This is a genomic window from Methylotenera oryzisoli (assembly GCF_004661485.1).
Classification (GTDB): domain Bacteria; phylum Pseudomonadota; class Gammaproteobacteria; order Burkholderiales; family Methylophilaceae; genus Methylotenera; species Methylotenera oryzisoli.
The window spans coordinates 165,034-183,658 of record NZ_PQVH01000013.1; the positions used below are offsets into that span (position 1 = coordinate 165,034).

Sequence of the window (18,625 nt, forward strand, 5' to 3'; positions counted from 1 at the left end):
CTTAGCCTCTGGCATTTAATATCTAAAGCCTTAAATTACCTCTATACATCTTGTTTTAGCGAGACTTCATGCATCTATCAGACCTCAAACATCTACCTGTTACTGAATTAGTAGAAATGGCCATTGCCAACGAAATCGACAATGCCAGCCGCATGCGCAAACAAGACTTAATTTTTGCCATTTTGAAAAATAAAGCAAAAAAAGGGGAAAGCATCTTTGGAGATGGCACTTTAGAGGTTTTGCAGGATGGGTTTGGCTTCTTAAGATCACCAGACACCTCTTATTTAGCCGGTCCTGATGATATTTACGTTTCACCTTCTCAAATCCGCCGCTTCAACCTACATACGGGCGATAGCATTCAAGGCGAAATACGCATCCCTAAAGATGGTGAACGTTATTTTGCTTTAGTTAAAGTTGACATGGTGAATGGCGAAGCGCCAGAAAACACCAAACATAAAATTCTGTTTGAGAACTTAACACCTTTATTCCCAACTATTCCACTGACACTAGAGCGTGATATTAAAGGCGCGGAAAACATTACTAGCCGCGTCATTGACATGATCGCGCCTATCGGCAAAGGTCAGCGCGGCCTGCTGGTTGCCAGCCCCAAAAGCGGTAAAACGGTGATGATGCAAAATATTGCACATGCCATTACTGCCAACCATCCTGATGTTATTTTAATTGTGCTGTTAATCGACGAACGCCCTGAAGAAGTGACAGAAATGACACGCTCAGTTAAAGGTGAAGTGGTTGCTTCTACGTTTGACGAGCCAGCGACACGCCATGTACAAGTGGCAGAAATGGTACTGGAAAAAGCCAAACGCTTGGTTGAGCATAAAAAAGATGTAGTCATCTTACTAGACTCTATCACCCGCCTGGCGCGCGCATACAACACTGTGATTCCATCATCAGGTAAAGTGCTTACCGGCGGTGTAGATGCCAACGCACTGCAACGCCCAAAACGCTTCTTTGGTGCCGCCAGAAATGTTGAAGAAGGTGGTTCACTCACCATCATTGCGACTGCGCTAGTGGATACCGGCTCACGCATGGATGACGTGATCTACGAAGAGTTTAAAGGTACCGGCAACATGGAAATCCATCTTGACCGCCGCATGGCAGAGAAACGCCAATACCCAGCAATCAATGTGAACAAGTCCGGTACACGTCGCGAAGAGTTATTAATCGAAAAAGATGTATTACAGAAAATCTGGGTATTACGCAAACTACTCTACCCGATGGATGACCTTGAGGCGATGGAGTTCTTGTTGGACAAAATCAAGTCAACGAAAAACAATGCGGATTTCTTTGACAGTATGCGTAGAGGCTAAGTCCTTTACTTTAAACAATTTACCTTGCATAGCTTAAGCAATATAAATATAATGCTGAGTTATCGCAAAAATTTGCAACATATGCCGTATCGTTCGGCAATCAATTAGAGGCTATTATTATGAAAGATGGAATTCATCCAGAATACCGCGAAGTCGTATTCCAAGACATTGGTGCTGACTTTAGCTTTATCACACGTTCAACTATCGCTGCTCGCGACACTATCAAGTGGACTGACGGTAAAGAGTACCCATTAGTTAAGATTGAAGTATCTTCAAAATCACACCCGTTCTACACCGGTAAACAAATGATTCTTGATACTGCTGGTCGTGTTGATAAATTCCGTAAAAAATACGGCATGTAATTCAATAAATACGAACCTGCGTGCAGATTATCGTTTATCAAAAGGCAGCTTAGGCTGCCTTTTGTTTTAGTATGTTGTTTATACAACCCACTTGCTCATATAAAATGGGCATACTTCAATGATGCAGACTCCGAGCTAATCCACATGCGCTTCCAACTTGATCATGACTGGCAAGGCAATATGTCCACACCGCGCGCGCGCATCGGTGAGAACACAAAAACACAACTCCTTATCCTCTTATCTATTATTTGGATCTTTCTTGGACTGATTGGTCATGCGCCTTGGAAGCCGCTAGAAACAACCAGCATCAGCATTGTTAAAGACATTCTGGATAACGGCCACATCATTGCACCGTTAGCCGTAAACCAATCACTTGTAGACCTACCACCGTTATATCATTTATCCGCTGCAGGCAGCGCCAAGCTATTTAGCTACCTGCTCGATATACATGATGGCGCACGCCTCATTAACGCGCTCTGGATGTCAATCACGCTACTCATGATAGGCATGACAGGGCGTGAGTTATGGACGCACGGCGTGGGGCGTTACGCTACATTTATCATGATTGGCACCATTGGCCTTATTTTAAATGCACACAGCCTGAATGCCGAGGTTGCCATGCTTGCCAGTACTGCAACCGGCTTTTATGCACTTGCGCTCTCCAAACGCAGACCGTGGCGAGCCAGTTTACTCCTAGGCTCAGCGATTGCTGTTGGCTTTTTAGCCAAAGGTCTTTTGCCTGTGCTAATCTTAATCGGCACCTCATTATCTTTAGCCTTAATATTCAATCATTGGCGCACCAAAAGTTTTGCAGTATTTTTCAGCACAGCCATTCTTGTGGCACTACCACTAGTTGCTTTGTGGCTAGTGCCTTTCGCACTGTACTTTCCAGACCTATTTAGCGCATGGTTCCATACAGAACTTAACAGCTTCAATAACGCCTACCTTTCATACTTCTTTAAGATATTAATCTGGTATGCATGGCCTGCACTACCCTTGGCACTATGGAGCCTATGGCGCCATCGCACTCACTTATTGAGTAAACCTAGGTTTCAGCTCATTATTGTATTCTTCATCGTGAGCTTAATTACCCTGGGTGCAGGTGCAGACAATAAAGATATCAATGCGCTGACATTATTACTGCCTTTGGTGGCGCTCGGTGCGGGCAGTGTGGATCATCTTAAGCGCGGTGCGGCATCCGCATTAAACTGGTTTAGCATCAGTTTATTTGGTTTAGCTGGCTTTTTGATCTGGTTAGGCTGGTTTGCTATGATGACAGGCTATCCTAGCCGCATCAAAGAGCGCATGCAGTTCCTATCTGGCAGCGACAGCACCAACCTTAGCATCCTCAGCCTAACGCTAGCTATCATTATCACCAGCATCTGGTTATTCACTTGCGTTAGAGTTAGGCAAAGCAACCGCGCTACCGTCACTAACTGGGCCGTAGGCATGACTTTCGGTTGGGGGTTACTCATGACGCTATGGCTACCATTAATTGATAGCGCAAAGAGTTACATGCCAGTCTTTACGCAGCTACAGCAGTCACTTGGCAATAATAATTCTTGCATCAAGAACTTAAACGTAGGTCAATCACAACGCGTATTACTAAACTACTATACCAATCTCCATCTGGAGCCTATGGACGCGCCGCAGTCGACTCACTGCGAGTTTTATCTGATACAAGATGAACGCGGCATGACCAGAATGCAGCCTAGCGATGAGTGGACATTAATTTGGCGAGGCAAACGTGCCGCCGATAGGAAAGAAAGCTTTAGGCTTTATCAACGCCAGCACTAAAGCTATTACAGAGATAAACATCTAAGGAAATTGCGCTAAGCCAGCCACATATTGACTATGTGATTGGCATTAGCGGAGTCTGGTAGTTATGTATACCGTGCAGAGATGATGTGACTTAGACTTGTATGTGCGCTTTGATGGCTGTTTGCACCATTTGATGCAAACCATTACCACCCTGCACATTTACATATTCAGCAATTTGCTTACGCATAGGCAGAGCCCAAAAGCTATTCAGATGCTTGGCGATATTTTCTTGCGCTTGGCTCTGATTCGGATATGACTCATAAAAGTCACCAATCTGATTCGCCATCGAAATTAAACGTTTAATATCCATATACTCTAGCTTCTCTGTATTTTATTGATTCAAAATTCTTTCGCCGTGGCTATACGCTACATATCGATTCTCGCGTGCAAAACCTAGCAAGGTTAAACCGCAGGCTTGCGCCACACGCACCGCTAAGCCAGTAGGGGCTGACACAGCCACCAGTAAGCTCACACCTGCTCTTGCGGTTTTCTGCACCATTTCAAAACTGGCACGGCTGGTGGTGATAATGAAACCACCATTAGCCACACCCGACTTCAATTGACCTCTTTCCAGCGCACCGACCAGCTTATCCAACGCATTATGTCTACCCACGTCTTCACGTACAAGGCTAATTGTGCCGTCAGACAGCACATATGCACTAGCGTGCGTGGCACCGGTCTGCTGCTGCAACACCTGCATTGCCTGCATGGCATGTAAGGCACGCCTGATACTTGACGCAGTGAATACAGATTGAGACTGCAACGGCTCAGGATAACGTACGGCCTGCCCTAAGCTTTCTGCACCACATAACCCACAACCGGTCTTGCCTGCCAAGGTACGGCGCCGCTCTTTCAATTGTACAAATCGCTCACTTGCTATCTCGCAGTGCAATTCAATGCCATTGTCACGCACCTGAATATCTACATCATATAGCTCACTCGCTTGCTCTATGATGCCTTCAGATAGCGAGAAGCCCAAGGCAAAATCTTCCAGATCCTGTGCTGTTGCCAACATCACAGCATGTGAAACGCCGTTATAGACTAAGGCAACTGGGGTTTCTTCTGCCAAGCAATCCGAGGCCAGTTGCAGCTCTCCATCTTGCCACTGTGCAACCTCAAACTGACTGGTAGATGCATCTAATATTAAAGACAGCCTAAACTCCTAACTAACTTTTGCAGCTTCTGCTTTTTTACCGGCAAAAGCAATTTGCGCTTCACTAAATGTTTTGTAGTGTTTTTGCCAATCAGACAACTGGCTAACACGTGACACTTGCACCGCGGTTACCTTAAACTCAGGGCAGTTGGTTGCCCAGTCTGAGTTGTCAGTGGTAATCACGTTGGCACCAGACTCCGGATGGTGGAAGGTTGTGTAAACCACACCCGCTTGTACGCGGTCTGTAATTTTGGCGCGCAGTACGGTCTCACCCGCACGGCTCACAATACCTACCCAATCACCCTCTTTAATACCGCGCTCTTCTGCGTCATGTGGATGAACTTCCAAAATATCTTCTGCATGCCAAGCAGTATTATGCGTTCTACGTGTTTGCGCACCCACATTGTATTGAGACAAAATACGACCCGTAGTCAGAATCAATGGGAATTTAGCATTGACTTTCTCAGTGGTTGGCACGTACTGGGTAATAAAGAACTTACCTTTACCACGCACAAACTCGTCGATATGCATGATCGGCGTGCCATCAGGATGCTCATCATCGCATGGCCACTGTACGCTGCCCATTTCATCTAGCTTCTTGAAGCTTACACCACGGAATGTAGGCGTTAACGCAGCAATCTCATCCATAATTTCTGAAGCGTGGCTGTAGTGCATTGGATAACCTAATGCCTCAGAAAGTTTGGTGGTAACTTCCCAATCCTCATAACCATTTTTTGGACGCATCACTCTACGTACAGGTGAAATACGACGCTCAGCATTGGTAAACGTACCACTCTTCTCTAGGAATGAAGCACCTGGGAAGAACACGTGCGCAAACATTGCCGTTTCGTTCAGGAACAAGTCTTGAACAATCACGCACTCCATATTTTCTAATGAGTGAGTTACGTGTTGTGTGTTTGGATCTGACTGAACAATATCCTCGCCAACACAGTACAGACCTTTGAAATTACCTTCACCAGCTTCGTCCAACATATTTGGAATACGTAAGCCTGGCTCTTTGCTTAAAGGTCTACCCCAAGCTGATTCAAACAAGGCACGTGTTGTATCATCTGCTACGTGGCGGTAACCTGGGAACTCATGCGGCATAGAACCCATATCACATGAACCTTGCACGTTGTTTTGACCTCGCAACGGGTTTACACCTACGCCTTCACGGCCAAGGTTAGCAGTAGCCATCGCCAAGTTAGCAATACCCATCACTGTAGTAGAGCCTTGGCTGTGCTCAGTAACACCTAGGCCATAATAAATCGCGGCATCGCCGCCTGTAGCGTACATACGTGCTGCAGCGCGCATCGTTTCTGCATCCACACCCAATTCATCAGCAAGTGCTTCAGGCGAATTTTCTGGCTTAGCCACAAAATCACGCCATTCTGCGAATGAATCCCACTCGCAACGCTCTTTAACGAACGCCTCTTGCACCAAACCTTCCGTCACAATTACATGTGCTAAGGCTGAAACCAAGGCAACGTTTGTACCTGGACGCAATTTGAGGTGGTAATCCGCACGAATATGTGGGGAGTTCGCAACCAAGTCAATTTCACGCGGGTCAGCAATAATAAGCTTTGCACCTTCACGTAAACGGCGTTTCATTTGTGACGCAAATACAGGGTGACCATCCGTTGGGTTAGCACCGATAATGAAAATCACATCTGAATGCATTACTGAGTCAAAGGTTTGCGTACCTGCAGACTCACCTAGCGTTTGTTTTAAACCATAGCCGGTTGGGCTGTGACAAACACGCGCACAAGTATCTACGTTATTTACGCCAAATACTGCGCGAATTAATTTCTGCGTTACATAAACTTCTTCATTGGTGCAACGTGATGACGTAATACCACCAATTGCATCGCTGCCATATTGTTTCTGAATACGGGTTAGCTCGCTCGCTGCGTAGTTAATTGCCTCATCCCAACCCACTTGTTGCCAAGGGTCTTTGATGCTCTTACGAATCATCGGTGTAGTGATGCGGTCTTTATGTGTTGCATAACCCCATGCGAAACGGCCTTTTACACAAGAGTGACCATGGTTAGCGCCGCCGTTTTTAGTTGGCGTCATGCGAACAACTTCCTCGCCTTTCATTTCCGCATCAAAGCTACAACCCACGCCGCAATATGCACAGGTAGTTGTTACGCTGTGCTCTGGCGTACCGGCTTCAATCACGGTTTTTTCTATCAAGGTAGCTGTTGGGCAAGCTTGCACACAAGCACCGCAAGAAACGCACTCTGACTCTAAGAAGTCTTTATTGCCGGCAGAGACTTTAGATTCAAAACCGCGACCAGAGATAGTTAGCGCGAATGTACCTTGCGTTTCCTCACAAGCACGTACGCAACGTGAACACACAATACATTTGCTAGGGTCAAAAGTGAAGTATGGGTTGCTTTCATCTTTGACTGAAGCTAAATGGTTCTCACCGTCATATCCATAACGCACTTCACGCAGACCTACTGCACCAGCCATGTCTTGCAGCTCACAGTCGCCGTTAGTTGCACAAGTGAGGCAATCTAATGGATGGTCTGAAATGTAAAGCTCCATCGTGCCACGGCGAATGTCAGCAAGTTTTGGCGTCTGCGTATGCACTTTAAGGCCTTCAGCAACCGGCGTTGTACATGAGGCAGGATAGCCACGACGACCTTCAATCTCCACCAAACACAAACGACATGAACCAAACGGCTCTAGGCTATCGGTTGCACATAATTTAGGCACCATTACACCCGCAACTGCCGCCGCATGCATGATAGAGACGCCATCAGGTACTGTGATTTCTCTGTCATCTATCGTCAGCGTCACTTGCTTTGCCGATTGACTTTTAGGGGTGCCGTAGTCGATGCTCGAATTGTATTTAATTTCGTCCATTATTCTCTCCTAACCCACTTGCGTTTCAGCAGGTAGTCCAAAGTCTTGCGGGAAGTGATTTAGTGCACTAAGTACTGGGTAAGGGGTCATGCCGCCAAGTGCGCACAGTGAACCGTTTAGCATGGTGTCACTTAAATCGCGTACTAACTGAATATTTTTAGCGTGGTCTTTACCTGATCGGATCTTATCAATCACCTCAACACCGCGTGTTGAACCGATACGACAAGGAGTACATTTACCACAAGACTCAACGGCACAGAACTCAAATGCATAACGTGCCATTTTTGACATATCCACCGTATCGTCAAATGCAACAATACCGCCGTGACCGAGCACCGCCCAAATCTTAGTAAATTCCTCGTAGTCTAAAGGTGTGTCAAACTGACTCTCGGGCAAGAATGCACCTAAAGGCCCGCCTACCTGCACCGCACGGATAGGCTTACCGCTCGCGGAGCCGCCGCCAAAGTCATATAACAACTCACGCAAAGTTGCACCAAACGCCAACTCGACCAAGCCATTATGTTTAAGATTACCAGCCAACTGAATTGGCAGCGTGCCACGTGAGCGACCCATGCCGTAATCAGCATAGAATTGTGCGCCCTTATCTAAAATAATCGGCACTGAAGCCAGTGAAATGACATTGTTGACGACCGTTGGTTTACCAAACAGACCTTCAATTGCTGGTAGTGGCGGTTTAAAGCGTACCAAACCACGCTTACCTTCCAAGCTCTCTAGCAATGAGGTTTCTTCACCACAGACATAAGCACCGGCAGCACGGCGTACTTCCAAGTGGAAAGCTTTGCCGCTACCTAAAACATCATCACCTAAGTAACCCGCTTTATTCGCGGCTTCAATCGCTTCGTTAAGTGCCACTAGTGCATGTGGATATTCTGAACGCAGGTATATATAACCTTGTGTAGCGCCTACAGCAACACCTGCAATCGTCATACCCTCAATCAGCACGAAAGGATCGCCTTCCATAATCATGCGGTCTGAGTATGTGCCTGAATCGCCTTCATCGGCATTACACACCACGTATTTCTGTTCTGATACACAGCCTAGTACGGTATTCCACTTAATACCAGTTGGGAATGCTGCGCCACCACGGCCACGCAAGCCTGAGTCGGTCACAGCTTTAACGATTTCAGCACCGCTAAGTTTTAGTGCGTTTTTCAGGCCTTTGTAACCATCATGTGCAATGTAGTCATCCAGTGACACAGGATTTGTTACACCGACACGTGCAAACGTTAAACGCTGCTGCTTTTTGAGCCAGTCGATTTCTTCCGTTAAGCCCAAATTTAAAGCGTGCGGTTTGGCGTTGATAAAATCAGCATCAAATAGTGAAGGTACGTCTTTAACTTTTACGGGGCCATAAGCAACACGGCCATTAGGGGTGGATACCTCCACCATAGTTTCCAGCCAATACAGGCCACGAGAACCATTACGTACAATTTCTATGTCCAAACCACGGTTTTTAGCTTCTGCGGCAATCGCAACTGCCACTTTTTCTGCGCCCACTGACAAAGCACTAGAGTCGCGTGGAATATAAATCTTTGTTGTCATGCTTTTGCCTCCGCAATCAATGCATCTAAATCCGATGGAGACACTCGACCATAAATCTCATCGTTCATCATCACAGAAGGTGACAATGCACAGTTACCCAAGCAATACACGGCCTCTAGGGTAATCGCGTTATCCGCTGTGGTTTGGTGATAATCAATGCCCAGGCATTTCTTCGCATGCGCTTCCAATGCTTCACTACCCATAGACTGGCATGACTCCGCACGACAGATCTGCATGACATTGCGGCCGGGTTTATGTGTTCTAAAGTGATGGTAGAATGTAACCACGCCATGCACTTCTGCTACGGACAAAGCCAGCGCTTTAGATATCTGCGGATAGGCAGACTCAGGCACATAACCTAGATTGTCTTGGATCGCATGCAACAAAGGCATCAATGCGCCGGGACGATGTTGGTGTTCGGTAATTAAGCGACTAATTAACGCATCAGCATCTTCTAGTGGTGTATTTGAATCAAGCAAGCTAATATCTCCAAAGCAACTATTATGACGATACTACAATCCTACTATAATATTAATGTAAAATGTTAATGAAATGTAAAATGCTAATAGATACGACAACTCGGGACTTAAAAAGTGCCTGACTCAACATCCAATTACCCAGACAAGCTGATTGACCAATTTGGCCGTCAGGTTGACTACATTCGGCTTTCTATCACAGACCGCTGTGATTTTAGGTGCACGTATTGCATGGCTGAAGAAATGACATTTCTGCCACGCGACGAAGTGCTCAGTTTAGAAGAGTGCTTCCGTCTGGTAAAAGCGTTTGTGCAATTAGGTGTGACCAAGGTACGCATCACGGGCGGCGAGCCACTAGTGCGTAAAAACGCACTATGGTTATTTGAAGAAGTGGGCAAACTTGAAAAGCTAAAAGAGTTAGTGCTTACCACCAACGGCAGTCAATTAGAGAAGCAAGCCATCGGCCTAAAACAAGCGGGCGTTAAGCGTATTAACATCAGCTTAGATAGCTTAAACAGCGAACGCTTTAAAAAAATCACACGCACTGGCGAGCTAGACAAAGTACTGCGCGGCATACAGGCTGCCAAGCAAGCCGGTTTTGACAATATCAAACTCAACACTGTCCTCATGCGTGGCACCAACGACGATGAAGCAGAGGCGCTCGTTGACTTTGCCATCAAGCAAGCCATTGATATTTCTTTTATTGAAGAAATGCCATTAGGTGAAGTTGACCATACACGGGAGTCTACTTTCGTCAGCAACGCAGAAACCCTCAAAACCCTGCAAAATAAGTACGCACTGACTGCCAGCACCGTCAGCACAGGTGGTCCTGCACGCTACTGGCGCGTTGCCGATAGCAACACAAAAATTGGATTCATTTCACCGCACTCGCACAATTTCTGCGAGGCATGCAATCGCGTGCGCATTACTTGCAAAGGCGAGCTATTTCTTTGCCTAGGACAAGAAGACAAAGTGGATCTTATGCCACTATTGCGCAACCACCCTAACGATGACCAGCCATTAATTCAGGCCATTCTTGATAGCATGTCGATAAAACCTAAAGGCCATGATTTTGATTTGCAACGTGCCAAGCCTGCGGTGGTAAGATTCATGTCACATACTGGCGGCTAAGTGTCGGTTTCAGCGCTCATTCTTGCCGGCGGACGGGCCACACGCATGGGCGGTGTTGACAAGGGTTTAGTGCAGTTTCAGTCCCAACCGCTCATCCAGCATGTTATCTCCAGACTTGCACCACAAGTCGATGAAATTATGATTAATGCAAACCGCGAATTAGCGTACTACAACACGCTAGGTTACCGCGTATTGCAAGATGAAGTCGCAGATTTCGCAGGGCCTTTGGCCGGGATGCAGCTTGGGCTCAAGCACGCAAGCCATGATTTGGTACTATTCACACCATGCGACTCACCGTTACTCCCGACCGATTTGGTACAGAAACTCAAAGCTGGATTATTGCAAGCTAATGCAGATATTGCCGTAGCAAGTTGTGGCAGCAACAATCATCCTGTATTTTGCCTATGCAAGAAAACACTACTCCCCAGCCTCCATCACTTTCTCGCCCAAGGCAACAGAAAAGTACAGGCATGGCAGAAAAGTCAGCATTACATAGAGGTGGATTTTGGTGATGACAATGACGCATTTGAAAATTTAAATAGCCCAGATGACATAATCAAATTAGAATCAAAACTGGCAAAAGCTCACGTTGATTAAAGCAACAGTGCTATAGATGTTGCCGATTTATCTGTAAGACCTAACCAATTCTTTTAACGTAGTAAACTAAACTGTTAACGTTCAATACATACGCAACCCCACATCCACATGACTAGCGACACATCACTCCAAACCTTAGCCAACAATCCCAGCTGCATGGATGATTACGACCCTAACGCCATGCACGTAGCAAAAGCCCGTGAGTATATTCAGCAGCTCTTAAATCCGGTGTCTGAAGCCGAAACACTGCTGTTGCACGATAGTCTGGGGCGCGTGCTGGCAGCAGACATCACGTCACCAGCCAACGTGCCAAATTATGACAACTCGGCAATGGATGGTTACGCACTTAAAACCAGCGACATCGCCACACCACGCCTCAAGGTGGTGGGAACTGCATTTGCTGGGAAAGCATTTGATGGCACGGTAAGCGATGGGCAGTGCGTCAGAATCATGACCGGCGCTGCCATGCCTGCCGGCACCGATACGGTTGTCGTGCAAGAAAAAACTGTCACCGACGGCGAGTTCATTAACATTAGCGAAGCACCCAAACCACAGGCGAATGTACGCTATGCAGGAGAAGATTTAAAGCTAGGACAAAACGTACTGAGCAGAGGCCACCTCATGCGCCCTGCGGATTTAGGCTTAATCGCATCGCTAGGGATTGCAGAAGTACAAGCTTACCGAAAATTAAAAGTCGCATTCTTTTCTACTGGAGATGAACTGGTCGGCTTAGGACACCCCCTTAAAACTGGGCAAGTTTACGACAGCAACCGCTACACACTGTTTGGCATGCTAACTAGGCTTGGTGTAGAAGTAATCGACATGGGCGCAATCGCAGACGACCCGATACAGCTTGAAGCAACGCTACTTAACGCCACACAACAAGCGGATGTAGTTATCACTAGCGGCGGCGTCTCTGTAGGTGAGGCCGACTACATGAAACTGCTGCTGGCCAAACATGGCCAAGTCATGTTCTGGAAAGTGTCCATGAAACCAGGGAGACCACTCGCTTACGGCAAGGTGGGTAATGCACACTACTTTGGACTTCCTGGCAACCCAGTGGCGGTGATGGTCACGTTTTACCAATTTGTACGAGACGCTTTGCTGAGGCTAATGGGTCAATCCACCCCAGTACCGTTACCCATGTTTTCAGTACAGTGCACACAGGCAATTAAAAAACTGACAGGCCGTACAGAGTTCCAGCGCGGTATATTATTTACTGACACTGACGGTGTATGGCGTGTAAAACCAACTGGTGCACAAGGCTCAGCCCTATTAAGCTCCATGTCATTAGCCAATTGCTTTATTGTGCTAGACGACACGGTTGGCAATCTGGATGCCGGAGCAACAGTCCAAGTTCAGATGTTAGATGGTATTATCTAACATCATATTTATTAAGTTGAGTGAGCGTTAAATAAATCATGCATGATATGAACAATAAGCAAAGTACAATCCTCCAAAACAGCACCCTAGCAATCAGGATTGCTTGTTGTATAATTTCGTGTCATTTTTAACCAACACCCAATCAATCAGGTCTTTTTTTCTTTGAACTTCGCGGCAACTCAGCCCTCTTTAAAGGGACACACCATCGTATGGGCAATTATTTGCTCAATGCTGTTGCATGGTTTGCTCATACTGATTATCCCCAACATTCATTTTGATGCTGTACAAATGCCTGAGGTTTTAGAAATTCAATTAGTTAAACAGCCGGCACCAACCCCGCCTGCACCACCACAACCTGCTCAACCGCCTGCTGAAGTTGTCGAACCACAAACTAAAAGCATCCCCAAACCGACCCCTAAGCCAGTTGTAAAGCAGACACCCAGCCCTATCGTTCAAGAGGCTAGACCAATCACAGAGACGCCAATCACCACAGTAGCACCAGAGGTCATTGCAGTTAAACCGGCACCGGAACGTCCAGCACCAACGCACACTCAGCCAGTTGCTGAGCCTGTCAAAGAAACACCGCCCATGCCTAGTCAGGCCGAAATTGACAACGCTACAGGGCGTTATGGCAACTCACTATGGAATGCCATCAGCAAGCATAAAAAATACCCCAAAATTGCCCAGATGCGCGGCTGGCAAGGTGAGGCCATTGTTGAGCTAGAGCTTGATGGCAGCGGCAAATTAAAATCAAAAAAGATTACGCAATCTAGTGGTTATGAAGTATTAGATAAACAAGCACTGGAAATGGTGGAAAAAGCCGTCCCATTCCCGACACCGCCAGAAGCATTACGTAACAGCAATTTCACGATTGTGATTCCCGTACCATTTAAGCTCGAATAATCACCAAACCTACTGCTGTGGCTAAAAAAAAGACCTCTCTTAAAGACCTTTTACTCATTCATGAGCTAGCCTTTATCTTACTCATCTTCTTAGTCGCTTCAATTGGCGCGATTGGGATTCAGCTCCAAGACCAATCCAGCCAAGAATCCAACCGGATCAACTCATTGATTCAAGAGGTGCAGCAAACACGCGGCGACCTATACCGCCAACTCAAAGAGCTGTTTGATGCTTACTTTTTAGACGACCCAGAAGCGCGCACCGAATATAACCAATTCACGGTTTCAGTAGAAAATCACTTTCAGCAATTGCAGCGACTCGCGGTAGGCGATGCCGAAAAAGCCGCTATTCATGATCTGCATGCTGGCTATCAGGCATTTGTCTCTGAGACCTCCACGCTGTTTGATCAAGACTCGCACCTTAACCGCAACGACCTAAAAAAAATCCTGAATACAGATCTGGAAGCGGGCATATTTAATCGCTACGAATCGCTACTGGCAAGCACGGAGCAGCTCCTGAACCAGAAGCAGGCTGAGTTAGACACACAACTTAAAAACAGCAAACATAAATCCAACTATTTACTATTTACGCCACTCGCACTAGCGATTCTGCTTCTAGTGTTCTCACGTGTGTTTCTGAAACGTTCCATCGTGCGGCCGATTGAAGGCGTACTGCACGCCACTACTGAAATCAGTGCCGGGAACCTGACACACAAAGCCCCAGATGAAAATATTGAAGAACTAGCCTCCCTCTCTAAAGCGGTAAACGAGATGGCGGATAAGTTATTAAATAGTCAGGAGAACTTAATCCGCACCGAAAAGCAGGCCGCACAAGGTTTGCTGGTACCTATGCTCGCACACAACATTCGCAACCCACTTGCCAGCATTCGCGCCACAGCGCAGGTCATGGATGACCCCAGCAACAATGCAGAAACGCAAGAGTCCATTTACGGCATTATCAATACCGTAGATAGGCTAGAACGCTGGACCGGAGCATTACTGGCATACTTACACCCACTGCAACCGCAGCCTGTTTATACGAATATGCGCGAAATTGTGAATGGCGCACTCAGCCCATTGCAGCAAAAAATCGCGGAAAAAGCTATTCAGCTCAAATTACCTGACTGGCCTAAGCCTAATGCCAGTTATAACGATAAAATATTTACCGACCATCACCTGCTTGAACAAGTAATCTATAACCTCCTGCTGAATGCAATCGACGCGTCAGGCAAGAACGCTCCGGTAGAAATAGTGTGCAAGATAACTCAAGATACATTCGATTTGTTCTTGATGGATCGCGGTAGCGGCATGCCGTTTAAACCAGATCCCAGCGCTATGAGTGCACCTACGACCAAGCGATTTGGCACCGGCATAGGCATACCATTTGCGTTCAAGGTATGTGACGCATTAGGCGGCACACTTCAGTTCAGTGCAAGGCAGGGTGGCGGCACGATGATTACCATCTCACTACCGAGAATGCTCAATACGCATCACGACCCTGTCTAAAAGCTCACAAGCCAGACGAAACCAATATTTTTCAAAATTATTAGCATTTACTTGCGATATAGACTTGCCTTAATAGGGCTTTTTATCAACAATGTAACTAACATTTTATATCAGCGATCAATTTCCTTATGCTTAATCAATCTGTACCTGATTTTCAATTACCCGCAACCAGTGGCAAAACATTCCAACGCTCAGATTATTTAGGTAAGCGACTTGTGATTTACTTTTACCCAAAAGACTCCACGCCAGGCTGCACCACTCAAGGCATGCAGTTTCGGGATGCTTATGCGGACTTTCAAGCCAAAAATACTGAGATTTTCGGCATTTCTCGCGACAGCCTAAAGTCGCACGAAAACTTTAAGGCAAAATTCAGTTTTCCTTTTGAGCTGTTAGCAGATACCGAAGAGGTGGCTTGCGCACTATTTAATGTCATCAAAATGAAGAACATGTACGGTAAGCAAGTAAGGGGAATAGAGCGTAGCACCTTTATCATTGATACTGACGGCACACTTATTAAGGAGTGGCGTGGCGTAAAGGTAGATGGTCATGCAGCAGAGGTGTTAAGCTTCATCAGTGCGTTATAGTTTTAGCAATCACTCAACTAGGTTGGACAATTTTATTAATCGTAGCATCACATGGAATAGCAACATCTCAACGCAGTATGCAGTTAGTAATTTTTTAACTTAATTTAACTCCATTACATTCATCACTTATTAGAAAGTCTTTTATGTCCAAAAAAGATACTGGTATATCTAAACTATTTGTTCTTGATACGAATGTACTCATGCATGATCCTTCTTCACTGTTCAGATTTGAAGAGCACGACATCTACCTACCGATGGTCACGCTGGAAGAGTTAGACAACAATAAAAAAGGCCTTACAGAAGTTGCACGCAACGCACGCCAAGTCAGCCGTAATTTAGAAGAAATCGTCAGCTCAGATTTAACCAACTTAGAGCTAGGCTGTGCCTTATCACGTAACGGTAACAAGCAAGCTACCGGCCGCTTATTTTTACAAACAACACAACTACACCTAGATTTACCTGGGCTAGCCGGTAGCAAAGCCGACAACCAAATCATCAGCGTAGTGTTATGCCTACAGAAGCAGCACGCTAACAGGCAAGTCATCCTTGTCAGCAAAGACATCAATATCCGCATCAAAGCGCGAGCGATGGGCGTATTGGCTGAAGATTACTTTAACGACAAAGTATTAGAAGATACCGACGTTCTCTACAGCGGCATGAAAGAGCTACCGCCTGACTTCTGGGATAATCACAGCAAGGCAATGGAGTCATGGCAAGAATCTGGCCGTATGTTTTACCGACTGACAGGCCCGCTCTGCAAAACTTTTTTGGTCAATGAGTTTGTTTATTACGAGTTTGAGAAGCCATTCCATGCTATTGTGCGCAGCCTAGAGAAAGACACTGCAGTACTTGAGGTAGTAAAAGATCATTTAATACCAAAACATAATGTATGGGGCATTACCGCACGCAACCGTGAGCAAAACTTTGCATTAAACCTACTGATGGACCCAGAAATCGATTTTGTTTCTTTACTGGGACAAGCAGGTACGGGTAAAACACTGTTAACATTGGCAGCCGCACTGACTCAGGTACTGGATAAGAAAATTTACTCAGAAATCATCATGACACGTGTAACGGTACCAGTGGGTGAAGACATCGGGTTCCTACCTGGTACAGAAGAAGAAAAAATGACGCCGTGGATGGGTGCATTAGAAGACAACTTGGATGTATTAAATAAAAGCGATGAAGAGGCTGGTGATTGGGGACGTGCTGCGACTCAAGACTTAATCCGTACTCGCATTAAAATTAAATCATTAAACTTTATGCGTGGTCGCACTTTCTTAAATAAATTCTTAATTATTGATGAAGCGCAAAACCTAACGCCTAAGCAAATGAAAACCCTAATCACCCGTGCGGGGCCTGGTACTAAAGTCGTCTGTTTAGGTAATATCGCACAAATCGACACCCCTTACTTAACAGAAGGCAGTTCAGGGCTTACTTACGTGGTAGATCGCTTTAAAGGCTGGAACCACAACGGGCACATCACACTACAACGTGGTGAACGCTCGCGTCTGGCTGACTTTGCGGCGGAAATTTTATAGGTTCAATTATGTGCAACTTCAAGCTCAACAACCAGTGCTGTGTTATCAAAGGTGATTTCTAATGCGGATGTGTAAAGGCTTTTATACCTTACTCACAGCGCAGTTTTTATCTGCCCTAGCTGACAATGCACTGCTGTTTGCGGCAATTGCACTGCTTGCTAAAATCCACTCACCAGATTGGCACACGCCCCTATTACAGCAGTTTTTTGTGATCTCCTACATTGTACTTGCACCATTTGTTGGGTCATTTGCTGATGCCCTACCCAAGGGGCGCGTGATGTTTCTTGCCAATGCAATTAAGTTCATTGGTAGCCTTGCTATGCTGCTTGGCGTGCCGCCACTCTACGCTTATGGCATTGTTGGTATCGGGGCTGCAGCCTACTCACCTGCTAAGTACGGAATCTTGACCGAACTACTACCTCCAGAAAAACTGGTCAGCGCCAACGGTTGGATGGAAGGCTCCACTGTAATTGCAATCATATTAGGTGCACTACTTGGTGGCAGCCTTGCCAGCCATGACCCTTACTTTGCCATGATTTTCATCACCCTGCTGTATTTGGTCGCAGCGGTATTTAACATTTATATTCCCAAACTACCGATTGACCATAAGCTGCCCAAGAAAAACCCGGCGTTTATGCTTTACGACTTTTGGCAATCGTTCAAGGCATTATGGTTAGATACGCGCGGACAAGTTTCACTTGCTGTCACTACTTTATTCTGGGGCGCTGGCGCAACACTACGCTTGGTAGTCATTGCTTGGGCCGCCAGCACACTTAACTTTGGTTTAGAACAAGCCACACAGCTAATGGCAATACTTGCAGTAGGCATTGCTGCAGGTTCAGTAGTTGCAGCAACCTATATCAAGTTAGAAGAGTCAACCAAGGTACTACCCGCAGGCATTGTCATGGGCGTACTGGTGGTGGTCATGGCGTTTGTGCAGCATTGGCAGCTCGCAGTGGCATTGCTATTTATTATCGGCGCACTAGCCGGCTTCTTTGTAGTCCCATTAAACGCACTATTACAGCACCGTGGGCATGAGTTAATTGGTGCAGGCCACTCTATTGCCGTACAGAACTTTAACGAGCATATCGGCATCCTGCTTATGTTAGGCGCCTATCTATTAATGGTAAAAGCTGAACTTCCCATCAATATGATCGTGATTGTATTTGGTGTCTTTGTTAGCCTATGTATGACGATCATTAATAAGCGTTACAGAAATCTCGCCTAACTCTCATCAACATCTTTGACGCATCTTGCAGGGCATGCAAGGTGCAACCCTAAGGCTAGGCAGTTAGGCTCCGCTACTGACTAGCACATAAGCCTAGTGCATTATTCATACTGAACTTGTAATGTACGCACGACTCACTTCTATATAAAGCACACTACAAATCACAACGGGCGCATTAA

16 protein-coding genes are annotated in these 18,625 nt (G+C 46.1%); 11 read left to right on the forward strand and 5 right to left on the reverse strand.

Features of this window, described 5'->3' with window-relative positions; translation table 11 throughout:
- Positions 1-68 precede the first annotated feature (68 nt).
- The 3 genes from rho to C3Y98_RS11085 all read left to right on the forward strand — a co-directional run bounded on the left by rho (position 69) and on the right by C3Y98_RS11085 (position 3,487).
- The gene (rho, locus tag C3Y98_RS11075; RefSeq protein ID WP_015832965.1) at positions 69-1,328 is read left to right on the forward strand and encodes a transcription termination factor Rho; all 1,260 of its coding nucleotides are present in this window, start codon (positions 69-71) and stop codon (positions 1,326-1,328) included.
- Between the two features lie 119 nt (positions 1,329-1,447).
- A complete protein-coding gene (locus C3Y98_RS11080; RefSeq protein WP_135278652.1) occupies positions 1,448-1,690 on the forward strand; it encodes a type B 50S ribosomal protein L31 in 243 nt (80 codons plus the stop codon).
- A gap of 144 nt (positions 1,691-1,834) precedes the next feature.
- Positions 1,835-3,487: an ArnT family glycosyltransferase gene (locus C3Y98_RS11085; RefSeq protein ID WP_135278653.1), complete on the forward strand. Its 1,653-nt coding sequence runs from the start codon at positions 1,835-1,837 to the stop codon at positions 3,485-3,487.
- Between the two features lie 115 nt (positions 3,488-3,602).
- Here the strand turns inward: C3Y98_RS11085 and C3Y98_RS11090 are convergent, their stop codons facing one another.
- From C3Y98_RS11090 to C3Y98_RS11110, 5 genes are all read right to left on the reverse strand, one after another.
- Positions 3,603-3,821: a formate dehydrogenase subunit delta gene (locus tag C3Y98_RS11090; protein ID WP_135278654.1), complete on the reverse strand. Its 219-nt coding sequence runs from the start codon at positions 3,819-3,821 to the stop codon at positions 3,603-3,605.
- 21 nt (positions 3,822-3,842) lie between these two features.
- Positions 3,843-4,580: a formate dehydrogenase accessory sulfurtransferase FdhD gene (gene fdhD / locus C3Y98_RS11095; protein ID WP_245234369.1), complete on the reverse strand. Its 738-nt coding sequence runs from the start codon at positions 4,578-4,580 to the stop codon at positions 3,843-3,845.
- A 93-nt stretch (positions 4,581-4,673) separates the two neighbouring features.
- Positions 4,674-7,538: a formate dehydrogenase subunit alpha gene (fdhF, locus tag C3Y98_RS11100; protein ID WP_135278656.1), complete on the reverse strand. Its 2,865-nt coding sequence runs from the start codon at positions 7,536-7,538 to the stop codon at positions 4,674-4,676.
- 9 nt (positions 7,539-7,547) lie between these two features.
- On the reverse strand, positions 7,548-9,101 hold the full coding sequence (locus C3Y98_RS11105; RefSeq protein WP_135278657.1) for a formate dehydrogenase beta subunit: 1,554 nt from the start codon (positions 9,099-9,101) through the stop codon (positions 7,548-7,550).
- Positions 9,098-9,580 carry a formate dehydrogenase subunit gamma gene (locus C3Y98_RS11110; protein ID WP_135278658.1) on the reverse strand — a complete coding sequence of 161 codons (483 nt, stop codon included), beginning with the start codon at positions 9,578-9,580 and terminating at the stop codon, positions 9,098-9,100. The genes C3Y98_RS11105 and C3Y98_RS11110 overlap by 4 nt, the downstream gene beginning before the upstream one ends.
- A gap of 114 nt (positions 9,581-9,694) precedes the next feature.
- On the opposite strand from C3Y98_RS11110, the gene moaA reads away from it, so the two are divergent.
- The 8 genes from moaA (at position 9,695) to lplT (ending at position 18,446) form a co-directional block, all read left to right on the forward strand.
- Entirely contained in the window at positions 9,695-10,708 is a 1,014-nt protein-coding gene (gene moaA / locus C3Y98_RS11115; RefSeq protein ID WP_135278659.1) for a GTP 3',8-cyclase MoaA, read from the forward strand.
- Positions 10,709-11,305, forward strand: coding sequence for a molybdenum cofactor guanylyltransferase MobA (gene mobA, locus C3Y98_RS11120; RefSeq protein ID WP_135278660.1), 597 nt, complete (start codon positions 10,709-10,711; stop codon positions 11,303-11,305).
- Between the two features lie 108 nt (positions 11,306-11,413).
- On the forward strand, positions 11,414-12,688 hold the full coding sequence (moeA, locus tag C3Y98_RS11125) for a molybdopterin molybdotransferase MoeA (protein WP_135278661.1): 1,275 nt from the start codon (positions 11,414-11,416) through the stop codon (positions 12,686-12,688).
- A 162-nt stretch (positions 12,689-12,850) separates the two neighbouring features.
- Positions 12,851-13,591 carry an energy transducer TonB family protein gene (locus C3Y98_RS11130; protein ID WP_209308792.1) on the forward strand — a complete coding sequence of 247 codons (741 nt, stop codon included), beginning with the start codon at positions 12,851-12,853 and terminating at the stop codon, positions 13,589-13,591.
- Between the two features lie 17 nt (positions 13,592-13,608).
- On the forward strand, positions 13,609-15,093 hold the full coding sequence (locus tag C3Y98_RS11135; protein ID WP_135278662.1) for a sensor histidine kinase: 1,485 nt from the start codon (positions 13,609-13,611) through the stop codon (positions 15,091-15,093).
- 128 nt (positions 15,094-15,221) lie between these two features.
- On the forward strand, positions 15,222-15,677 hold the full coding sequence (locus C3Y98_RS11140) for a peroxiredoxin (protein WP_135278663.1): 456 nt from the start codon (positions 15,222-15,224) through the stop codon (positions 15,675-15,677).
- 143 nt (positions 15,678-15,820) lie between these two features.
- Positions 15,821-17,218 (forward strand): PhoH family protein, encoded by a 1,398-nt coding sequence (locus tag C3Y98_RS11145; RefSeq protein WP_135278664.1) that lies wholly within the window; start codon positions 15,821-15,823, stop codon positions 17,216-17,218.
- Between the two features lie 67 nt (positions 17,219-17,285).
- A complete protein-coding gene (gene lplT, locus C3Y98_RS11150; protein ID WP_135278675.1) occupies positions 17,286-18,446 on the forward strand; it encodes a lysophospholipid transporter LplT in 1,161 nt (386 codons plus the stop codon).
- Positions 18,447-18,625 lie beyond the last annotated feature (179 nt).